This is a genomic window from Allgaiera indica, from assembly GCF_900106675.1.
GTDB lineage: Bacteria > Pseudomonadota > Alphaproteobacteria > Rhodobacterales > Rhodobacteraceae > Acidimangrovimonas > Acidimangrovimonas indica.
Genome location: NZ_FNOB01000023.1, coordinates 40,731 through 59,701, shown reverse-complemented (window position 1 = coordinate 59,701; position 18,971 = coordinate 40,731). Strand labels below are relative to the sequence as shown.

Here is an 18,971-nt window from a genome sequence, read left to right as displayed (position 1 = left end):
GCGACAGATATCCCCGCTCGCTCTCTGCCTGCATCGTTGCTCTCAAACCAAGGCCCGACCGACCGCGCCGGAAGCCCGGGTCACCCTCTCTGCCGTTCTTCCCGTCCCGGGATAGAGAACAAGCCGCAAGATGCCAATCACAACACGCAAACAAAACAAAAACAAACACCACATACCACAACACAAGGATGCAGAAATCACACAGCCCGCCACAGGGGGCACAAAACAGGCAAACGCGGAAAACACCCCGGGCGCGCAGAAACGCCTGGCCGGCGGTGCCGCAGTGGCCGCAGCAAAGACGACACTCCCCGGCACCCCGCGCCAAGATGCGCAGCGCGGACAGATCGGCCCCTCTACGTGGCGAAGACACTCAAAGCCGGGTCCGATACGAAAACGGCCCCCGAAATCCGTTTCGGGGGCCGTTCGTCGGATGCTGTCGCCTGGCGCTCAGAGCTTCTCGATCAGTTCCGGCACGGCGGTGAAGAGGTCCGCGACCAGGCCGTAATCGGCGACCTGGAAGATCGGCGCCTCTTCGTCCTTGTTGATCGCGACGATCACCTTCGAATCCTTCATCCCGGCAAGGTGCTGGATCGCGCCAGAGATGCCGACGGCGATGTAAAGTTCCGGCGCCACGACCTTGCCGGTCTGGCCGACCTGCCAATCGTTCGGCGCAAACCCCGAGTCGACCGCGGCGCGCGAGGCGCCGACCGCGGCGCCCAGCTTGTCGGCGAGCTTCTCGATCAGTTCGAAATCCTTCTCGGAGCCGACGCCGCGGCCGCCCGAGACGACGATCCCCGCCGAGGTCAGTTCCGGCCGGTCGGAGGCCGCCACCTTATCCTCGACCCATTCCGACAGGCCCGGATCCGCCGCCGCGCCAATGGTTTCCACCGGCGCCGAGCCGCCGGTGCCCGCGGCGTCGAAGGTCGAGGTGCGGATCGAGAGCACCTTGATCTTGTCCGAGGATTTCACCGTCTGGATCGCGTTGCCAGCATAGATCGGGCGTTCGAACGTGTCGGCGTCGACGACGCCCGAGACGTCCGAGATCACCATCACGTCCAAAAGCGCGGCCACCCGCGGCAGCACGTTCTTGGCATCCGTCGTCGCCGGTGCCACGATGTGGCTGTAATCGCCCGCGAGGCTGACGATCAGCGCAGCGGTGGCCTCGGCCAGGCGGTGGCCCAGGCTGGCGTCCTCGGCCACCAGCACCTTGGCCACGCCGTCGATCTTGGCGGCCTCGGCGCCCGCATCCGCGGCATGCGCCCCGGCGCAAAGCACCGTGACATCGCCCAGCGCCTTGGCGGCGGTCACCGCCTTTGCCGTCGCATCCAGCGCCAGCGCGCCGTCGTTCACTTCGCCCAGCAGAAGAACAGCCATCAGATCACCCCCGCTTCGTCTTTCAGTTTCGCGATCAGCTCGTCCACCGAGGCGACCTTGACCCCGGCCTTGCGGCCCGCCGGCTCGGCGGTCTTCACCACCGTCAGCCGCGGCGTCACATCGACGCCCAGATCGGCCGCGGTCTTCTCATCCAGCGGCTTCTTCTTCGCCTTCATGATGTTCGGCAAGCTCGCATAGCGCGGCTCGTTCAGACGCAGGTCCACGGTGACGATGGTCGGCATCTTCACCTTGATGGTCTGCAAGCCGCCGTCGACCTCGCGCGTGACCACGGCATGATCGCCCTCGATGTCCAGCTTCGAGGCGAAGGTGGCCTGCGACCAGCCCAGCAGCGCCGAAAGCATCTGCCCGGTCGCGTTCATGTCGTTGTCGATCGCCTGCTTGCCGGCGATCACCAGACCCGGCTGCTCGTCCTCGACGATCTTGGCCAGGATCTTGGCCACGGCCAGCGGCTCGATATCGGTGTGCACGTCGTCGGCCGCGACCACCAGGATCGCCCGGTCGGCACCCATCGCCAGCGCGGGGCGCAGGGTTTCCTGGGCCTGTTTCACGCCGATCGAGACGACCACTACCTCATCAGCCTTGCCGGCCTCCTTCAGGCGGATCGCCTCTTCCACGGCGATCTCGTCGAAGGGGTTCATCGACATCTTCACATTGGCCAGATCAACACCCGAGCCGTCCGCCTTGACGCGAACCTTCACGTTGTAGTCGATCACCCGTTTCACAGGTACGAGTACCTTCATCGGCCTGTCACTCCCATCTGCATCGCCCGGCGCGGCGGGCCTTCCATGTCTCTCGGGGGTTGTTAGCCCCTTCGGCCTTCGGAAAACAGGCCAAAATCGACGCTAGGCGGCTTTGCGACGTCGCGTTTCTTCACGCTAGCGGGTCGCGCCGGGCACCCAAAGCACATCATCGCGGCCCTCGTCATTGGCGATCCGAGCGGCGACGAAGAACCAGTCCGAAAGCCGGTTGAGATATTTGATCGCCTCGGGGTTCACGTCCTCCGCCGCGGCCAGTTCCACCGCCAGCCGTTCGGCACGGCGGGCGACGGTGCGGCACAGGTGCAGATGCGCCGCCAACGCGCTGCCGCCGGGCAGGATGAAGCTGCGCAGCGGCGTCAGGCGGGTGTTCATCGCGTCGATCTCGGCCTCGAGCCGGGCGACCTGGGGCGCGATGATGCGTAGCGGCGTGTATTCCGCCTGCTCGTCCTTGTCGCGACCCGGGCGGCAAAGATCGGCCCCCAGATCGAAAAGATCGTTCTGGATCCGCGCAAGCGCGGCATCCGCCTCTCCCTCGGCGTGCAGTCGGGCCAGGCCCACGGTGGAATTGGTCTCGTCCACCGTGCCGTAGGCCGCGACCCGGGCCGAGGGCTTGGGCACCCGCGTGCCGTCGCCCAGCGCGGTCAGCCCCTTGTCGCCGGTGCGGGTGTAGATTTTCGACAGAACGACCATCCCTTCAGCCCCCCGAGCGATGAAACAGCACGAAGACCAGCACCAGCAGCACCGCGATGGCCTGCGCGATGATCCGCCATCGCATGATCTTGTTGGAATACTTGCGGTTGAATTCGCCGCCCTTGGCGAAGGTTCCGATGCCGAACATCAGGATGGCCAGCACGGCCAGAACGGCGATGGCGACGACGATGAACAGCGGATCACTTGACATGCTGGCTCCTCCGGCCTTGGGGCAGATGTAGCGCGGGCACGGACGAAATGCGACGGTGAATCCAGCCCGACCCCCAGCCTAGCCTTTCGCGACCACCCAGTCGATGAAGCGCGAAGAACCGATTCGCCGCAACGCCCCCATCAGATAGGTCGGTGTGGTCACATAGTAGCGCGGCCTCGGGTTCTTCGCCTCCAGCGCGCGGGCCAGCTTGGCCGTCACCGCGCCGGGCGGCAGTTCGAAGGCGTCGGGCGCCTCACGCGCCGCGTACAGGCGCTTGAGCAGGCTTGCCTCGTACTGCGCGCGCCTGGCCGAGGATTTCCAGTCGATCCAGCGCTCGAAATGCGGGATCGAGTTGGCGCGGATCCGAGAGGTGATCGGACCCGGCTCGATCAGGATCACCTTGATGGGGGTATCGCGCATCTCCAGCCGCAGGGTGTCGGTCAGTCCTTCCAGCGCGAATTTGGTGGCGACATAGGCACCGCGCCATTTCATCGGCACCAGGCCCAGCACGGACGAGCAGTTGACGATCCGGCCGTGGCCCTGCGCGCGCATGACCGGGATCACCCGACGGCTGAGGTCATGCAGGCCGAAGAGGTTGACCTCGAAGATCTCGCGCAGCGCGCCGCGGGGCAGGTCCTCGACCGCGCCGGGGCAGGCGAAGGCGCCGTTGTTGTAAAGTGCGTCGAGCGTGCCGCCGGTGCGCGACAGCGCCTCGTCCACGGCCGTGGCTATGCTGCTTTCCGATGCGTAGTCGAGCGGGAAGCTTTCCAGCCCCTCGCTGCGCAGGCGTTCGCAATCGGCCTTCTGCCGGCAGGTTGCGAAGACACGCCAGCCGCGCGATTTCAGCCCGTGCGCCGCGTCGTAGCCGATCCCCGAAGAGCAGCCAGTGATCAGGATGGATTTCTGGGTTCTGCCCTGCATTGCTGCGCTGCTCCTTTCGCCGGTTGCGGCCTGATCCCCCGTATCGGCGCCGAATTCCAGTCTTTTCCGAATTGCGGGGTCTCGCGATACGCGGCGGGAGGTGGGGCGTCACGGGCACCCGGATCGCGGTGGCGCGAGATCCCTGGACGAGGTGCGGTGCCACGATCTGCCACCTTGTGCATGTCGACAGGCGGGGCCCGCGCTGTGCGGGTCGGCGAATCCGTTCGTGCCGGGCGAAAGCGGGTCGAAGGGGCCAAGCGGAACGCCCAGCTGCGCGTCTCGCCAGGTCACTGAAATCCGGATTGTCGTGTGATTTCAATGGCAGGGGCAGCAGGACTCGAACCCGCGACCCTCGGTTTTGGAGACCGATGCTCTACCAACTGAGCTATACCCCTGCAGCCAGTGCTGCTTAGGTTCTTTCTGAGACAGGGTCAACTGGTTATCATCCGCCACTCGCTGGGCCAGGTCATGGCGCGCGCCGGTCGAAGGATTGCCTCGCGCCGGTCCTCAAACCTCCCTCGCCTGCCGGGGCGGCGGGGGCGTGGTCCTACACAGGATCCCCGCCGGCCGCCGGGGGGAGAGGGATGTAAGATTCGGCGCCCCTCGGTGCCGGGGGCCGGGCGCGTGAAGTAGCCACTTACGTCACACTTGTGCGCGGCCCCACATAAAGTCCTTGAATTATTGGTGATGTGGGCGCATTTAATGCCGCGCCCGCGATTTGGCGGGATTCCCTAGGACGGAGTGACCATGGCCAAGGAAGAAATGCTCGAATTCCCCGGCGTCGTGAAGGAACTCCTGCCCAATGCGACGTTTCGGGTCGAGCTTGAGAACGGCCATGAGATCATCGCCCATACGGCAGGAAAGATGCGCAAGAACCGGATTCGCGTGCTTGCAGGCGACCGCGTGCAGGTCGAGATGACCCCCTACGACCTGACCAAGGGCCGTATCAATTACCGCTTCAGATAAGCCGATGGGGCTGATCCTCGGCTCGGGCAGTCCGCGCCGGCTGGAGCTTTTGGCGCAGCTTGGGCTGACGCCGGATGCCATTCTGCCGCCCGATATCGACGAAGACCCCGCCAGGGGGGAATTGCCGCGCCCCTATTGCGCGCGCATCGCCCGCGAGAAGGCCGCGGCGGTGACGGCCGCGTCCGACGATGTGGTGCTGTGCGCCGACACGACGGTGGCGCTGGGGCGGCGCATCCTGGGCAAGCCCGCGGACGCGGGCGAGGCGGCGGAATTCCTGCTGGCGCTTGGCGGGCGGCGGCATCAGGTGATCACCGCCGTGGCGGTGCGCCGGGGCGACCGGCTCTGGACCCGCGAGGTGGTGACGGCGGTGAAGATGAAGCGGCTTTCGGACGCGGAACTCAACGCCTATCTCGCCTCGGACGAATGGCGGGGCAAGGCGGGGGGCTATGCGATCCAGGGGCTGGGCGGCGCCTTCATTCCGTGGATCTCGGGGTCCTTTACCGGGGTGGTCGGCCTGCCGGTGGCCGAAACCGCCGCGCTTTTGCAGGCCGCCGGCTATCCGGTCTATGGAGAGGCGTCATGAAGGGCCGCGTGATCGCGATCGACAGCTACCGCGGGCGCACCGTCGCCGCGCTGGTCGAGGACGGCCAGCTTTTGGAACTTGCCGTCGATGCCGAGGGCGAGGCGCCGCTACCTGGCGCGATCTTTCGTGCAGTGGTGAACCGTCCGATGAAGGGGCAGGGCGGCGTCTTCGTGTCGCTGCCGGGGGGGCAGAGCGGGTACCTACGTCAGGTTTCGGGCCTTGCGCCGGGACAGCGGGTGCTCGTGCAGGTCGCGGGGCATGCAGAGCCGGGCAAGGCAGTGCCCGTGACACTGCGGCTGCTGTTCAAGTCCCGCTACGCGATCGTCACGCCGGGGGCGCCGGGGCTGAACATCTCGCGCCGCATCCGTGACGAGGCAACGCGGGCCCGGCTGACAGCGCTGGCCGAGACCGCCATGGCGGGCGCGGAAACGGCGGGCGCCGAGGCGGCGCTGGGCCTGGTGCTGCGTTCGGCCGCCGCCATGGCCCAAGAGGCGGACGTCACCGAGGACATCGCCCAGATGCGCGGTCTGGCAGAGGCGGTGCTGGCCGATCTTGACGGTGCGCCCGAACTTCTGGTCGATGGCGCCGGCGCCGAGGAAACCGCCTGGCGCGACTGGGCCGACCCGCCCGTCGATGAATTCCGTGCCCGTCCTGGCGCGCTCGCCGAACTGGGCGTGGATGATCTGATTGACGCGGTGCTGGCGCCGCGGGTGGCGTTGCCCGGTGGCGGGCACATGATGGTCGAACCGACCCGGGCGTTGGTCGCCGTGGACGTGAACACCGGCAACGATACCTCGCCCGCCGCGGGGCTGAAGGCCAACATCGCCGCCGCCCGCGACCTGCCGCGCCAGCTGCGGCTGCGCGGTCTGGGGGGGCAGGTGGTGGTGGATTTCGCGCCGATGTCGAAGAAGGACCGCGCCACGCTGGATCAGGTGCTGCGCGCCGCCTTCAAGGCCGCAGGGACAGAGGTCAGCCTGGCCGGCTGGACGCCCTTGGGCAATTTCGAGCTGCAGCGCAAGCGCGACCGCATCCCCCTGTCCGAGGCGCTGGCATGAGCTGTCCGATCTGCGGCAAACCCACCGATCCGGCCTATCGACCGTTCTGCTCGCGCCGCTGCGCGGATGTGGATCTGGCGCATTGGCTGCGCGGCGACTATGCCATCCCCGCCCAAGACGACGAGCCGGATGAAACCCCCGAAGGCGGCGCCGAGGATCCTGACGGGGCCGCGCCGCGTGGACGGCCGCATTAGCGCCGGGGCCTGCCCAGCGCTCACATCTGCGCGTACTTTCCCGAATCGCAATTGACGTCGGCGCCGGGATGCGCGACGTTCGCCTCACGTCAGGGGAGTCCCGCCAAGGGGACTGAGAGGCTGACAGGGGCAAGCCCCGGTGAAGCGACCCTTTGAACCTGACCCAGTTGATGCTGGCGTAGGAAGACCGAGGGGCACGCCGGATCGGTTCCGACAGACCTTCGGGCCAAGGGGCCCAAACGCATCCGCGCGCCGGGCCCGAGGGCCGCTTTCTGCTTCCTGTTTTCATATGGGTCTTTTCGCAAGAGGAGACGCCGATGAACCGTCCTGTCCCGAAGATCACCACCGGTGCGCTGCCCGCCTCGCGCAAGGTCTATGCCTCCGGCACCCTGCATGAGCTGCGCGTGCCGATGCGCGAAATCTCGGTCACCGATGAGGCGCCGCTGACCGTCTACGACAGTTCCGGCCCCTATACCGACCCGGCCGCCACGATCGACATCGCCAAGGGTCTGCCCGAGGTGCGCGGCGGCTGGCTGCAGACGCGCGGCGAGGTCGAAGCCTATGAGGGCCGCGCCGTCACCTCGGCCGACAACGGCTTTGCAGAGGGCGCACGGCTGACCCCGCCCTTCCCGGCCGCACGCGACACATTGCGCGCCACTGGCGACCGCGCCGTCACCCAGCTTGCCTATGCCCGCGCCGGCATCGTCACGCCCGAGATGGAATTCGTCGCGATCCGCGAGAACGAGGGCCGCGCGAAGGCCTACAGCCGCGATGGCGATCCGATGGGCGCCAACCTGCCCGATCTGGTGACCCCCGAATTCGTGCGCGACGAAATCGCCGCAGGCCGCGCCATCATTCCCGCCAACATCAACCACCGAGAGCTGGAGCCGATGATCATCGGCCGCAACTTTCTGGTGAAGATCAACGCCAATATCGGCAACTCGGCCGTCACCTCCTCGATGGAGGAAGAGGTGGAAAAGATGGTCTGGGCCATCCGCTGGGGCGCCGACACGGTGATGGACCTGTCCACAGGCCGCAACATCCACAATATCCGCGACTGGATCTTGCGCAATTCCCCCGTGCCGATCGGCACCGTGCCGCTGTATCAGGCGCTGGAAAAGGTGAACGGCATCGCCGAGGATCTGACCTGGGAGATCTACCGCGACACGCTGATCGAACAGGCCGAGCAGGGGGTGGATTACTTCACCATCCACGCGGGCGTACGGCTGCACATGATCCCGATGACCGCGAAGCGCGTCACGGGGATCGTCAGCCGCGGCGGCTCGATCATGGCCAAGTGGTGCCTGCACCATCACCGCGAAAGCTTCCTATATGAGCATTTCGACGAGATCTGCGACATCTGCCGCCGCTATGACGTGTCGTTCAGCCTTGGCGACGGCCTGCGCCCCGGCTCGATCGCGGATGCCAACGACGAGGCGCAGTTCGCCGAGTTGCGGACGCTGGGCGAGTTGACCAAGATCGCCTGGGCCAAGGATTGCCAGGTGATGATCGAGGGCCCCGGCCATGTGCCGATGCACAAGATCAAGGCCAACATGGACGAGCAGCTGAAACACTGCCACGAGGCGCCGTTCTACACCCTCGGGCCGCTGACCACCGACATCGCGCCGGGCTACGACCATATCACCAGCGCCATCGGGGCGGCGATGATCGGCTGGTTCGGCACTGCGATGCTGTGCTACGTCACGCCCAAGGAACACCTTGGCCTGCCCGACCGCGACGACGTGAAAACCGGGGTGATCACCTACAAGCTGGCCTCTCATGCGGCGGATCTGGCAAAGGGCCATCCGGGCGCGCAGGCGCGCGACGACGCGATCAGCCGCGCGCGGTTCGATTTCCGCTGGGAGGATCAGTTCAACCTTGGCCTCGATCCCGACACCGCGCGCGAGATGCATGACGAGACGATGCCGAAGGAGGCCCACAAGCTGGCGCATTTCTGCTCGATGTGCGGGCCGAAATTCTGCTCGATGAAGATCAGCCACGACATCCGGGCCGAGGCCGAGAAACGCGAAGGCATGGCCAAGATGGCCGAAAAATATCGCGACGGCGGCGATCTTTACATGCCCGCCGACACGGTAGAGGAACCGGCGGAATGATTTCGGTCCTGGGCGCGGGGGTGGCGGGGCTTTGCGCCGCCACCGCCCTGGCCGAACGCGGCCTGTCGGTCGAGGTGATCGTACCCGAAGGCGCGCCGGACCCTGCCTCGAACCTTGCCGGCGGGATGCTTGCGCCGTTTTGCGAAGGCGAGAGCGCGCCCGAGGTGGTGGTGGCGCGCGGTCAGGCGGCGGCGGACTGGTGGGCGGCCCGCGTCCGGGGCGTGGTGCGGCGGGGGACGTTGGTCGTCGCCCCGCCACGCGACGCGGCGGAACTCGACCGTTTCGCCCGGGCGACGCGGGGCCATGTCTGGGCCACCCCCGCCGAGCTGGAGCCGGAGCTGGAGGGGCGCTTTGCCCGCGGCCTGTACTTCGCGGATGAGGCCCATATGGACCCCCGCGCCGCGATGGCGGATCTGCGCGCGGGGCTGGCCGAACTGGGTGTGGCGTTCCATTGCGGCGCGCCCTCTGGCCTGATTGTCGATTGCCGGGGGCTCAGCGCCCAAGATCGGCTGCCCGATCTGCGTGCCGTGCGCGGCGAGATGCTGGAGGTCAGCGCCCCCGATGTGGCGCTGACCCGAACCGTGCGGCTGCTGCATCCGCGCTTTCCGTGCTACATCGTCCCGCGCGGGGACGGGCGCTACATGATCGGCGCGACGATGGTGGAAAGCGCGCGCTCTGGCCCGGTCACCGCCCGCGCGGTGATGGAATTGCTGTCGGCAGCCTACACCGTTCATCCCGCCTTCGCCGAGGCCGAGGTGACCGCCACCGGCGCCGGGCTGCGGCCGGCCTTCCCCGACAACCTGCCCGCGATCCGGCAAGATGGCGACCGGATCCACCTTAACGGCATGTATCGCCACGGCTTCCTCATGGCCCCCGTGCTGGCCGAGGAACTGGCCCAGATGCTGATCCAGGAGCCCGCCCATGCAGATTGACCTGAACGGAGAAGCCCGCGCGACCGGGGCGCGCACCCTCGCCGCGCTGATCGAGGAACAGGGCTTTGACGCGGCCAGCGTCGCGACCGCGCTGAACGGAAATTTCGTGCCGGCGCCGGCGCGGGCCGCGGCCCTGCTGCATGAGGGTGCCAAGGTCGAGGTTCTGGCACCGATGCAAGGAGGCTAAGAGATGTTTTACAACACCGATCTGACAAGCCGGTTGATGCTGGGGACGGCAAGGTACCCCTCTCCTGCGGTGCTGAAGCAGGCGATTGTGGCCTCGGGCGCCGAGGTGATCACCGTCAGCCTGCGCCGCGAGGGCGCGCAAGGCACCGCGTTTCGCGAACTTCTGGCCGAAAGCGGGTGCCGCCTGTTGCCGAACACGGCGGGCTGCTACTCTGCGCGCGAGGCGGTGACCACCGCGCAGATGGCGCGCGAACTGCTTGGCACCTCCTGGATCAAGCTAGAGGTGATCGGGGATCCCGACACGTTGCAGCCCGATCCCTTCGGGCTGGTCGAGGCCGCGCGCATTCTGTGCGCCGAGGGGTTCGAGGTGTTTCCCTATACGACCGAGGATATTGTCGTCGGCGAGCGTCTGATCGAGGCGGGCTGCAAGGTTCTGATGCCCTGGGGTGCGCCGATCGGAACCGGGCAGGGGCTGCGCAACATAGAGGGGCTGCGCAGCATGCGGGCCCATTTCTCCGATGTGCCGCTGGTGATCGACGCCGGCATCGGCGCCCCCAGCCAGGCTGCCATGGCAATGGAGATGGGCTTTGACGCGGTGCTTCTGAACACCGCGGTCGCCAACGCCCTGGATCCCGTGGCGATGGCGGCGGCCTTCGCCCGGGCGGTCGAGGCGGGACGCCAGGCGCATGTCGCGGGGCTGATGCCAAGGCGCGACATGGCCACGCCGTCCACCCCGGTCTTCGGGATGGCGGAGCTGGCCTGATGCGGCTCGATCGCTTCTATCTGATCGTGGGTGACGTCGCGCGCCTGTCGGCCCTGGTGCCGTTGGGCGTGCGGCTGGTGCAATTGCGGCTCAAGGACCGGCCGGAGGCCGAGACACGCCGGCAGATCGCCCTGGCGCGCGACATATGCGCCGCCCATGGGGCGCAGCTTGTGGTCAACGATCACTGGCGGGCGGCGATCGACCTGGGCTGCGACGCGGTCCATCTGGGGCAAGAGGACATGGACACCGCCGATTTCGCCGCGCTGAACCGCCACGGCGTCCGCTACGGCCTGTCCACCCATGACGAGGCAGAGCTGGAGCGCGCATTGTCGCGGAACCCCGCCTATGTCGCGCTGGGGCCGGTCTATCCGACCTTGTTGAAGAAGATGAAATGGGGCCCCCAGGGGCTGGATCGGGTGCGGGACTGGAAGGCGCGGGTCGGTGATCTGCCGCTGGTCGGCATCGGCGGGCTGACACCGGAACGCCTGCCCGCGCTGTTCGCCGCAGGGGCCGACAGCGCGGCTGTTGTGACCGATATCCAGCAGGCCCCGGATCCTGCCGCGCGCTGCCGCGACTGGATCGCCGCCACGCGGGAGCACGCCTGATGAACCGCTATGTCCGCCAGACCTGCCTGCCCGAGGTCGGCGCCGGGGGCCAGGCCCGGCTGGCGGCCGCACGCGTGCTGGTGGTCGGAGCGGGGGGCCTTGGCGCGACACTCCTGCCCTTGCTGGCGGGGGCGGGTGTCGGCGATCTGCGGATTGTCGATCCGGACAGGGTGGAGGAAAGCAACCTGCACCGCCAAACGCTTTACCGCATGTCGGATCTGGGTCAGCCGAAGGCGGCGGTGGCCGCCGCGACACTCGCGGCGCTGAACCCCGACTGCCGGACGGAGGCGCTGATTGAGCGGCTAGATCCGGTGCTGGCGCGCGCGCAGCTGGATTGGCTGCAGGCGGGCCCCGGCACCGGCGTGGTGGTCGATGCGGCCGATGTCTTCGCGGTGACCTATGCGCTGTCGGATCTGTGCGAGGCGGCAAATACGCCGCTGATTTCGGCCTCGGTGCAGGGGTTTTCGGGCTATGTCGGCGGATTTTGCGGCGGCGCGCCCGGGTATCGGGCGTTGTTTCCCGCGCTGCCGGCGATCGCGCAAAGCTGCGCCTCGGCGGGGGTCATCGGCCCCGCCGTCGCTACGCTGGGGGCGCTGCAGGCCCAGATGGTGCTGGCGGTGGTGCTGGGGCTCGACCCGTCGCCTTTGGGCCAGCTTCTGCGCTTTGATCTGAAGACCTGGCGGATCTCGGGCTTTCGGTTCGATGCGGCGCGGGCCTCGCTGCCGAATGGTCCGCGGATCCTTGCCGCGCAGGAGGTGACGGAGGAGGACACGGTGATAGAATTGCGCGACGCGGCCGAGGCCCCTTCCTTGCCCTTCCCCCACGCGCGCCGCCTTGCCCCCGAGGCGGTCGCGCACTTCGTGCCCGACCCGGGGCGGCGCACGGTTTTCGTCTGCGCGACGGGTTTTCGCGCCTGGCACGCCGCCAGCACGGTGATGGCCACCCATGGCGCCGATGCCGCCGTGCTGGCCCTGCCGCAATGAAACCGGCGCTTTTGTGCATCGGCGGCATGGATTCGAGCGCCGGCGCGGGCCTGTTGCGCGATACCGTCACGGCGGCCGAGTTCGGCCTGATCTGCCGTGTCGCCGTGACCGCGGTGACGGCCCAGACCGACCGGGCGGTAAGCGCGGTGCATCCGGTGCCGCCCGATGTCGTCGCGGCCCAGATTTTCGCCGGTGCTCCGGGGGCGGGCGCGGTGAAGATCGGGATGCTGGGCAACGGCGCCATCGTCCGTGCCGTCGCCGCCGCGCTGGCCGAGACGTCAGCGGGTGTGCCGCTGGTGCTGGATCCGGTGCTGCGTTCCAGTTCGGGCCGCGATCTTCTGGACCGCGCGGGGCTGTCGGCGCTGATCGAAACCCTGCTGCCGCGCGCCGCGTTGCTGACGCCGAACCTGCCCGAACTGCGCGCGCTGGGGGATTGGCTGGACCTGCCGTTCGGAACAGGGGAAGAGGCGATCGTCGCCGCATTGCAGGCGCGGGGGGCGGGCGCGGTTCTGGTCAAGGGTGGCCATGCCGAAACGGCGAAGGAAGCCCGCGACCGGCTCTATCTTCCGGGGGGGCGCATCCAAGAGTACACCGCGCCGCGCCAGGCGCTGACGCTGCGCGGCACCGGCTGCCATCTGGCCTGCGCCGTCGCTGCGGGTCTTGCGCTGGGCCAGCCGCTGCAGGTTGCGGTCGGGCGGGCGAAGGAAAGCGTCGCCGCCCGTTTCGCCTTGCCGGCGCGGGTCGGCGGGGGCGGGGGCGCCTGACAGGCGCGGGACGCGCCGGCCAGAGCGCGGCATTTCGGCCGAATGGCAGGTGTTCGCGGGTCAGGCCCCATTTCCCCTCAGCGAGCCAACCCGGCCCACCGCCCGACCCGGCGCGCGTCCGGTGCGCGCCCGGTGCGACGGGGGCGGGCCTTGCCGGGGGGAGGCGGATGTTGGCGGCTTCCGATACTGACGCCTTCTTGCGTGCGGTCGCTTCGCCGCCTCGCGTTGATGCCTGGCGATGCGATCAGGGCGCGGCGGGCTATCCGCGCTATCGACACCGCCCCTGCGGGCGCCGTCTTCGCGGGCAAGGGCCGGTATCGGCCCGATGTCACAATGTCCCGCCCAATTCATCCTCGATATGGGCGCGGATGATCTGGGCAAAGTCGGTCTCGGCGCGAAAGCCCAGCGCCTCGGCACGGCGGGCGTCGAAGTCGCGTGGCCAGCCGGCGACGATGGAATTGATCACGGGATCGGGGACGTGGCGGATCAGCCGCACGGCCTTGTCGCCCGCCATTTCGCGCAGCGCGGCGATCTGTTCGCCCACGGTGGCCGACAGGCCTGGCAGCGTCAGTCCGCGGCGCGCGCCCAGGGCGGTCGTGTCCATGGTCGCGGCGCGCAGGCAGAAATCCACCGCCGCACGCGGGCTGGCGAACCAGTGGCGCACCTCTTCCGACACGGGCAGCACCGCCTCGCGGCCCTGCAGCGGTTCGCGCAGGATGTTCGAGAAGAAGCCCGAGGCCGCCTTGTTTGGCGCGCCGGGGCGGATGCAGATGGTGGGAAAGCGCAGCCCCACCCCATCGAGGAAGCCGCGGCGGCTGTAATCGGAAAGCAGCAGCTCGCCGATCGCCTTCTGGGTGCCGTAGCTGGTAAGGGGCGTGTGGAAGAAGCTGTCCTCGATCTTCGCCGGGAAGGGCGCGCCGAAAACCGCGATCGAGGATGCGAAGATCACCCGCGGGGTATAGCCCTCGGCCCGGCGGATCGCCTCGAAAAGCCAGCGCGTGCCGTCTAGATTGATGCGATAGCCCTTCTCGAAATCGGCCTCGGCCTCGCCCGATACGATCGCGGCGAGGTGAAAGATCACGTCGGGGCGCAACGCGACCAGCGTCTCGGCGGTGCCCTCGACCGACAGGTCGGCGGTGCGGATCGTCGTTTCGGGGGCGCCGCCGGGCCGGGCGGGCAGCACGACGTCGACCAGCGTCAGCCGCGCCAAGGACGCAGTGCCCAGGCGCCCGTCGCGCGCCAGCTGCTCGGCCAGCTTGCGCCCGATCATGCCGGCGGCACCGATGATCATCACATGCATAGGGGTCTCCTTGCTGAAGCCGGCTTTAGCCGGCGGGGGGTGTCACCGGTTCGGTGATCGCCGCCTTGGTGGTTTCCAGGATGGTGTCTAGATGGGCCGACAGCGCGGCCTCGGTCGCGGCCCGGTCATGGGCGGCGAGCCCCGCGAAGATGCGCCGGTGATCGGCCAAGCTGCGGGCGATCGCGCCGGGCCGGCGCATGGCGCGGCGCCGGTGGGCGATCATGTAGCTATAGAGGTCGATCATCAACTCGGCCATCAGCAGGTTGCCGCAGGCGTGGTAGAGGGTGCCGTGGAATTCGCGGTCCGACAGCATGAAGCGCACCGCGTCGTCGCCCATCCGCGCCTGATCGTGCAGAATGTCGGAAAGCCGGGCCAGCGTCGCGTCGTCAATCCGCTCGGCGGCATCGCCCGCCACCTGCAATTCGATCAGCTTGCGCGCGGCGTGGACCTCTTCCACCGGGTAGCGGTCGATCTCTTGCGGGCGCATCACGCCGACCGTAAGCGGCCCTACCTCGGCGCTGATCACCCGGGTGCGGCTGCCCTGAACGATACCCACGATACCGCGCGCCGCCAGCATCTGCACGGCGCCTCGCACGGTTTCGCGGCTGACGCCAAAGGCCGTGGCCAGGTTGCGTTCACCCGGCAGGGCATCGCCGACCTGCAAGATCCCCGAGGCGATCTGCGTCGCCAGCTTGGCGAAGACCATTTCACGCATCGATTGGCGCGCGACGGCGGGGCCGAAGACCGGCAACTGTTCGATCAGCCCGCTTTCGCTTTGGCGTGGTTGGCCGTGGTCCAAGCTGTCCCTCTTGCCACGATTGGTCCATTGGTCTGGACAATAGACCAGTTGTGCGCTGCGTCGCGCGAAGTTGTCAACCGGTCGGCGCGGCGCGGCGCGGCATGGCGCGCGTTCTGGCCGGTGGGGCGGTCGGGATCGAGCGCAGGCGCGAGGCCGGCGGCGGTCGGGCTTCAGGTCGACCGGGCCGGGTCCTTGGGGTTGGCGTTCGGACCCTCGGCCTCGATCAGTTCGCGAATGTCCTCGGCCAGATGCCACAGATGGTTGTCGATGGCGTCGCGGGCGGCGCTGGGGTCACGGTTTCGCACGGCGGCGATGATGCGGCGATGTTCTGTCACCACCCGTTCGCGGTTGCGCCGCTGGCTGGCCGCCAGATAGCGGATGCGCCACAGACGCGCGAGGTAGGAGGAATGCGTCTCGGCCAGCGCCCGATTGCCCGAGGCCGCGGCGATGGCGCGGTGGAAGGACATGTCCAGTTCGAACATGTCGAGCGGGTCCATCTGGTCGAACTGCGCCGCGATCCGGTCGGTGATCTCGGCCAGGCGGTCGACATCGGCATCCGAGGCATTGCGGCAGGCCAGTTCGGCCGACAGCTTTTCCAGCGCGATCAGCACCTCGGTCTGGTCCGCCACCTCCTTGAAGCTGAGCTGCGCCACGATCGGGCTGCGCGAGGGACGCAACATCACCAGGCCCTCCTGGGCGAGGATGCGGATGGCCTCGCGTACCGGCATCCGGCTGACATCTTCCTCGGCTGCGAAATCGCGCTCCTTGATCGGCGCCCCGGGCGGCAGCTTGCCGCGCAGGATGTCGCGCCGCAGCCGGTAGGCGATCTTCTCGGGCAGGGTTTGCGCCGTCATCGCGGGACCTTTCGATAGCGGCGCGATTCCCCCGCGCAAGGAAGGCGCCGTGCCGGGAAGTCATGCCGGAGATGCCAAGATATTGCCCGTTGGTATGCCATCGCCATCACCTTGTCGAGCATGGCGCGGCGCGGATCGGGGGCGGGGATCGGGGGGCGAGCGCGGGGATCCGAAGGCTGCGCCTACCCCCGCCCGATGAAGGGCATCTTGGTCGCCATCACGGTCATGAACTGAATATTCGCCTCCAGCGGCAGATCCGCCATGTGCAGCACCGCGCGCGCGACATGGGCCACGTCGATCACCGGCTCCACCGCGATCGAGCCGTCGGCCTGGGGTACGCCCCGGGTCATCTTCGCGGCCATCTCGGTCAGCGCATTGCCGATGTCGATCTGTCCGCAGGCGATGTCGTAGGGCCGCCCGTCGAGCGAGATCGACCGCGTCAATCCGGTGATCGCATGTTTTGACGCCGTATAGGGCGCCGAACCCCAGCGCGGCACATGGGCCGAGATCGAGCCGTTGTTGATGATCCGGCCGCCCTGCGGATCCTGGCGCCGCATCAGGCCGAAGGCGGCGCGCGCGGCGATGAAGGCGCCGGTCAGGTTGATGTCGATCACCTGGCGCCAGTCCTGGACGGCGATCTCGTCGATCGGGCCGGATTTGACGTTGATGCCGGCGTTGTTGAACAGCACGTCCAGATGCCCCCATTCGCCCTGTGCCTTGCGGAAAGCGGCCTCGACCGCGGCTTCGTCGCGCACGTCGCAGGGCAGGATCAACGCCTCGGTCGCGCCCTGGGCGGTTTCCGCCAGCGGCCCGGCCCGACGGCCCACCAGCCCCACACGCCAGCCGGCGCGCAAGAAGGCGCCCGCCGTCGCCCGGCCGACCCCGGATCCCGCGCCGGTGATGATGATGCTTCGCCTCATGGCGGCGTCTCCTTCCCGGTCATGCCTGCGGATCCGCGCCCGCCCTCTTGCCCGCCCGTCCGTGCCCGTCCTTCAGTGATTGTCGCGCGGCAGGTCCCGGGCGATCTTCTGATAGGCGGTCGCGAGTTCCAGGCAGCCGCCCTGGGCCAGTTGCCCCACATGTTTGCGGTAGATTTCCTGCCATGGCGTCTGGTGGTGCAACTCGGGCCGCGTCCAAGCGGCGCGGCGTGCGTTCCATTCCTCGTCGTCGACCAGCGCGTCCATCCGCGAGGCGTCGAGGTCCAGCCGCACGCGGTCGCCGGTCTGCAGGTATGCAAGCCCGCCGCCGACCACCGCCTCGGGTGAGGCATTCAGGATCGAGGGGCTTTCAGAGGTGCCCGACTGGCGCCCGTCTCCCACCGTCGGCAGGTGGTCGATGCCGGCCTTCAGCAGCGCGTCCGGCGGCTGCATGTTCACCACCTCGGCCGAGCCGGGGTAGCCGACGCAGCCGACGTTGCGGATGAAAAGGATGCAGTGTTCGTCGATCTCCAGCGTCGGGTCGTTGATGCGCTCATGGTAGTCCTCGGGGCCCTCGAAGACGATCGCGCGGGCCTCGTGAATGCCTTCCTGCCCGGGATGCGACAGAAAGCGGCGGCGGAAGTCCTCGGAAATCACGCTCGTCTTCATCAGGGCGGAATCGAACAGGTTGCCCGACAGCACCTTGAAACCCGCATGGGTGCGCAGCGGCTTGTCGCAGGTCGTGATCACCGCGTGATCGAGGCTTTCCAGCCCGGCAAGGTTCACCGCCATGGTCTGCCCTGTCGCGGTCATCACGCCTTCGTGGATGCGGCCCGCCTTTCGCAGTTCGGCCATCACCGCAGGAACGCCGCCGGCGCGAAAGAAGCTTTCGCCCAGGTATTCCCCGGCCGGCTGCATGTTCACCAAGAGCGGCACGTCGTAGCCCAGCGTCTCCCAATCCTTCACGTTTAGATCCACCCCGGCGTGACGCGCGATCGCGGCCAGATGCGGGGGCGCGTTGGTCGATCCGCCGATCGCGGTATTGACCACGATCGCGTTCTCGAAGGCACTGCGCGTCAGGATGTCCGAGGGCTTGAGATCCTCGATCACCATGCCGACAATCCGGCGGCCGGTCTCGTAGGCCATCGCCATGCGTTCGCGGAACGGCGCGGGGATCGCGGAATTGCCGGTCAGCGACATGCCCAGGGCCTCGGCCATGGCGTTCATGGTGCTGGCGGTGCCCATGGTGTTGCAATGGCCCAGCGAGGGCGCCGAGGCGCAGATCCGGCCGACGAATTCGTCGTAGTCGATCCTGCCTTCGGCCAGCAGGCGGCGGGATTCCCAGATCACCGTGCCCGACCCTGCGCGCTTGCCCTTCCACCAGCCGTCCAGCATCGGCCCACCGTTCAGGGCGATGGCCGGCAGATCGACCGTGGCGGCGGCCATCAGCATGGCGGGCGTGGTCTTGTCGCAACCCGTGGTCAGCACCACACCGTCGATCGGATAGCCGTGCAGCACCTCGACCAGCGACAGATAGGCAAGGTTGCGGTCCAGCGCGGCGGTCGGGCGCTTGCCGGTTTCCTGGATCGGGTGGGTGGGAAATTCCATCGGGATGCCGCCGGCATCACGGATACCCGCCTTGATCCGGTCCATCAGGAACATATGGATCTTGTTGCAGGGCGCCAGATCGGATCCCGAATTGGCGATGCCGATGATCGGGCGTTCGGATTGCAATTCGCCGCGGGTGTATTCCTGGTTCTGGTAGCGCTCCAGATAGAGCGCGGTCATGCCCGGGTTGTTGGGGTTGTCGAACCACTCCTGCGAGCGGAATCGGCGGTTCGCGCGGGTGTCTGACATGCTCTTTCTTCCTTCCGGGCGGGCGGCCCTCGCCACGCCCATATCATTCCCCATTTGGTATACCAAATTCAAGTACATTTTGCGGGGCCGGCGGGACGCCGTGCCCGGTCGGCAAGCCGGTTGA

21 protein-coding genes, 1 tRNA gene and 1 riboswitch are annotated in these 18,971 nt (G+C 67.9%); of the genes, 11 read left to right on the top strand and 11 right to left on the bottom strand.

Annotated features, from left to right (window positions below; genetic code table 11):
* Positions 1–447 precede the first annotated feature (447 nt).
* The 6 genes from BLV97_RS16980 to BLV97_RS16955 all read right to left on the bottom strand — a co-directional run bounded on the left by BLV97_RS16980 (position 448) and on the right by BLV97_RS16955 (position 4,370).
* Positions 448–1,374 carry an electron transfer flavoprotein subunit alpha/FixB family protein gene (locus BLV97_RS16980; protein WP_035839485.1) on the bottom strand — a complete coding sequence of 309 codons (927 nt, stop codon included), beginning with the start codon at positions 1,372–1,374 and terminating at the stop codon, positions 448–450.
* Positions 1,374–2,135 carry an electron transfer flavoprotein subunit beta/FixA family protein gene (locus BLV97_RS16975; protein ID WP_035839483.1) on the bottom strand — a complete coding sequence of 254 codons (762 nt, stop codon included), beginning with the start codon at positions 2,133–2,135 and terminating at the stop codon, positions 1,374–1,376. The genes BLV97_RS16980 and BLV97_RS16975 overlap by 1 nt, the downstream gene beginning before the upstream one ends.
* A 135-nt stretch (positions 2,136–2,270) precedes the next feature.
* Positions 2,271–2,843 (bottom strand): cob(I)yrinic acid a,c-diamide adenosyltransferase, encoded by a 573-nt coding sequence (locus tag BLV97_RS16970; protein ID WP_035839481.1) that lies wholly within the window; start codon positions 2,841–2,843, stop codon positions 2,271–2,273.
* Positions 2,844–2,847: 4 nt separating this feature from the next.
* Positions 2,848–3,054 carry a twin transmembrane helix small protein gene (locus tag BLV97_RS16965; RefSeq protein WP_035839480.1) on the bottom strand — a complete coding sequence of 69 codons (207 nt, stop codon included), beginning with the start codon at positions 3,052–3,054 and terminating at the stop codon, positions 2,848–2,850.
* A 78-nt stretch (positions 3,055–3,132) separates the two neighbouring features.
* On the bottom strand, positions 3,133–3,975 hold the full coding sequence (locus BLV97_RS16960; protein ID WP_035839479.1) for an SDR family NAD(P)-dependent oxidoreductase: 843 nt from the start codon (positions 3,973–3,975) through the stop codon (positions 3,133–3,135).
* A 319-nt stretch (positions 3,976–4,294) separates the two neighbouring features.
* Positions 4,295–4,370, bottom strand: a tRNA-Trp gene (locus BLV97_RS16955).
* A 352-nt stretch (positions 4,371–4,722) separates the two neighbouring features.
* On the opposite strand from BLV97_RS16955, the gene infA reads away from it, so the two are divergent.
* The 11 genes from infA to thiD all read left to right on the top strand — a co-directional run bounded on the left by infA (position 4,723) and on the right by thiD (position 13,120).
* Positions 4,723–4,941 (top strand): translation initiation factor IF-1, encoded by a 219-nt coding sequence (gene infA / locus BLV97_RS16950; protein ID WP_035839476.1) that lies wholly within the window; start codon positions 4,723–4,725, stop codon positions 4,939–4,941.
* 4 nt (positions 4,942–4,945) lie between these two features.
* A complete protein-coding gene (locus BLV97_RS16945; RefSeq protein ID WP_035839473.1) occupies positions 4,946–5,524 on the top strand; it encodes a Maf family protein in 579 nt (192 codons plus the stop codon).
* Positions 5,521–6,579, top strand: a complete 1,059-nt coding sequence (locus BLV97_RS16940; RefSeq protein WP_035839470.1) for a ribonuclease E/G — start codon at positions 5,521–5,523, stop codon at positions 6,577–6,579. The genes BLV97_RS16945 and BLV97_RS16940 overlap by 4 nt, the downstream gene beginning before the upstream one ends.
* On the top strand, positions 6,576–6,773 hold the full coding sequence (locus BLV97_RS16935; protein ID WP_035839467.1) for a DNA gyrase inhibitor YacG: 198 nt from the start codon (positions 6,576–6,578) through the stop codon (positions 6,771–6,773). Before BLV97_RS16940 ends, BLV97_RS16935 begins: the two co-directional genes overlap by 4 nt.
* An 81-nt stretch (positions 6,774–6,854) precedes the next feature.
* Positions 6,855–6,975: riboswitch (TPP riboswitch) on the top strand.
* A 115-nt stretch (positions 6,976–7,090) separates the two neighbouring features.
* A complete protein-coding gene (gene thiC, locus BLV97_RS16930; protein WP_035839464.1) occupies positions 7,091–8,887 on the top strand; it encodes a phosphomethylpyrimidine synthase ThiC in 1,797 nt (598 codons plus the stop codon).
* A complete protein-coding gene (locus tag BLV97_RS16925; RefSeq protein WP_035839462.1) occupies positions 8,884–9,819 on the top strand; it encodes an FAD-dependent oxidoreductase in 936 nt (311 codons plus the stop codon). The genes thiC and BLV97_RS16925 overlap by 4 nt, the downstream gene beginning before the upstream one ends.
* Positions 9,809–10,006, top strand: coding sequence for a sulfur carrier protein ThiS (thiS, locus tag BLV97_RS16920; RefSeq protein WP_035839459.1), 198 nt, complete (start codon positions 9,809–9,811; stop codon positions 10,004–10,006). The genes BLV97_RS16925 and thiS overlap by 11 nt, the downstream gene beginning before the upstream one ends.
* A gap of 3 nt (positions 10,007–10,009) precedes the next feature.
* Positions 10,010–10,768 (top strand): thiazole synthase, encoded by a 759-nt coding sequence (locus tag BLV97_RS16915; RefSeq protein WP_035839456.1) that lies wholly within the window; start codon positions 10,010–10,012, stop codon positions 10,766–10,768.
* Positions 10,768–11,373, top strand: coding sequence for a thiamine phosphate synthase (locus BLV97_RS16910; RefSeq protein WP_035839453.1), 606 nt, complete (start codon positions 10,768–10,770; stop codon positions 11,371–11,373). Before BLV97_RS16915 ends, BLV97_RS16910 begins: the two co-directional genes overlap by 1 nt.
* A complete protein-coding gene (locus tag BLV97_RS16905) occupies positions 11,373–12,356 on the top strand; it encodes a HesA/MoeB/ThiF family protein (protein WP_035839450.1) in 984 nt (327 codons plus the stop codon). The genes BLV97_RS16910 and BLV97_RS16905 overlap by 1 nt, the downstream gene beginning before the upstream one ends.
* The gene (gene thiD / locus BLV97_RS16900) at positions 12,353–13,120 is read left to right on the top strand and encodes a bifunctional hydroxymethylpyrimidine kinase/phosphomethylpyrimidine kinase (RefSeq protein ID WP_035839447.1); all 768 of its coding nucleotides are present in this window, start codon (positions 12,353–12,355) and stop codon (positions 13,118–13,120) included. Before BLV97_RS16905 ends, thiD begins: the two co-directional genes overlap by 4 nt.
* Before the next feature lie 328 nt (positions 13,121–13,448).
* Here thiD and denD read toward each other — a convergent pair whose 3' ends face one another.
* The 5 genes from denD to BLV97_RS16875 form a co-directional block, all read right to left on the bottom strand.
* Positions 13,449–14,420: a D-erythronate dehydrogenase gene (denD, locus tag BLV97_RS16895; protein ID WP_035839444.1), complete on the bottom strand. Its 972-nt coding sequence runs from the start codon at positions 14,418–14,420 to the stop codon at positions 13,449–13,451.
* Positions 14,421–14,445: 25 nt separating this feature from the next.
* Positions 14,446–15,219 carry a FadR/GntR family transcriptional regulator gene (locus tag BLV97_RS16890; RefSeq protein ID WP_035839441.1) on the bottom strand — a complete coding sequence of 258 codons (774 nt, stop codon included), beginning with the start codon at positions 15,217–15,219 and terminating at the stop codon, positions 14,446–14,448.
* Between the two features lie 170 nt (positions 15,220–15,389).
* Positions 15,390–16,073 carry a GntR family transcriptional regulator gene (locus BLV97_RS16885; protein ID WP_035839439.1) on the bottom strand — a complete coding sequence of 228 codons (684 nt, stop codon included), beginning with the start codon at positions 16,071–16,073 and terminating at the stop codon, positions 15,390–15,392.
* A gap of 182 nt (positions 16,074–16,255) precedes the next feature.
* Positions 16,256–16,993: an SDR family oxidoreductase gene (locus tag BLV97_RS16880; protein WP_035839436.1), complete on the bottom strand. Its 738-nt coding sequence runs from the start codon at positions 16,991–16,993 to the stop codon at positions 16,256–16,258.
* A 72-nt stretch (positions 16,994–17,065) separates the two neighbouring features.
* Entirely contained in the window at positions 17,066–18,847 is a 1,782-nt protein-coding gene (locus tag BLV97_RS16875) for an IlvD/Edd family dehydratase (RefSeq protein ID WP_035839433.1), read from the bottom strand.
* Between the last annotated feature and the right edge of the window lie 124 nt (positions 18,848–18,971).

Coding starts and splice junctions, on each gene's coding strand:
- BLV97_RS16980 (WP_035839485.1), bottom strand. CDS start 1,374: ATGGCTGTTCTTCTGCTGGGCGAAGTGAACGACGGCGCGCTGGCGCTG.
- BLV97_RS16975 (WP_035839483.1), bottom strand. CDS start 2,135: ATGAAGGTACTCGTACCTGTGAAACGGGTGATCGACTACAACGTGAAG.
- BLV97_RS16970 (WP_035839481.1), bottom strand. CDS start 2,843: ATGGTCGTTCTGTCGAAAATCTACACCCGCACCGGCGACAAGGGGCTG.
- BLV97_RS16965 (WP_035839480.1), bottom strand. CDS start 3,054: ATGTCAAGTGATCCGCTGTTCATCGTCGTCGCCATCGCCGTTCTGGCC.
- BLV97_RS16960 (WP_035839479.1), bottom strand. CDS start 3,975: ATGCAGGGCAGAACCCAGAAATCCATCCTGATCACTGGCTGCTCTTCG.
- infA (WP_035839476.1), top strand. CDS start 4,723: ATGGCCAAGGAAGAAATGCTCGAATTCCCCGGCGTCGTGAAGGAACTC.
- BLV97_RS16945 (WP_035839473.1), top strand. CDS start 4,946: ATGGGGCTGATCCTCGGCTCGGGCAGTCCGCGCCGGCTGGAGCTTTTG.
- BLV97_RS16940 (WP_035839470.1), top strand. CDS start 5,521: ATGAAGGGCCGCGTGATCGCGATCGACAGCTACCGCGGGCGCACCGTC.
- BLV97_RS16935 (WP_035839467.1), top strand. CDS start 6,576: ATGAGCTGTCCGATCTGCGGCAAACCCACCGATCCGGCCTATCGACCG.
- thiC (WP_035839464.1), top strand. CDS start 7,091: ATGAACCGTCCTGTCCCGAAGATCACCACCGGTGCGCTGCCCGCCTCG.
- BLV97_RS16925 (WP_035839462.1), top strand. CDS start 8,884: ATGATTTCGGTCCTGGGCGCGGGGGTGGCGGGGCTTTGCGCCGCCACC.
- thiS (WP_035839459.1), top strand. CDS start 9,809: ATGCAGATTGACCTGAACGGAGAAGCCCGCGCGACCGGGGCGCGCACC.
- BLV97_RS16915 (WP_035839456.1), top strand. CDS start 10,010: ATGTTTTACAACACCGATCTGACAAGCCGGTTGATGCTGGGGACGGCA.
- BLV97_RS16910 (WP_035839453.1), top strand. CDS start 10,768: ATGCGGCTCGATCGCTTCTATCTGATCGTGGGTGACGTCGCGCGCCTG.
- BLV97_RS16905 (WP_035839450.1), top strand. CDS start 11,373: ATGAACCGCTATGTCCGCCAGACCTGCCTGCCCGAGGTCGGCGCCGGG.
- thiD (WP_035839447.1), top strand. CDS start 12,353: ATGAAACCGGCGCTTTTGTGCATCGGCGGCATGGATTCGAGCGCCGGC.
- denD (WP_035839444.1), bottom strand. CDS start 14,420: ATGCATGTGATGATCATCGGTGCCGCCGGCATGATCGGGCGCAAGCTG.
- BLV97_RS16885 (WP_035839439.1), bottom strand. CDS start 16,073: ATGACGGCGCAAACCCTGCCCGAGAAGATCGCCTACCGGCTGCGGCGC.
- BLV97_RS16880 (WP_035839436.1), bottom strand. CDS start 16,993: ATGAGGCGAAGCATCATCATCACCGGCGCGGGATCCGGGGTCGGCCGG.
- BLV97_RS16875 (WP_035839433.1), bottom strand. CDS start 18,847: ATGTCAGACACCCGCGCGAACCGCCGATTCCGCTCGCAGGAGTGGTTC.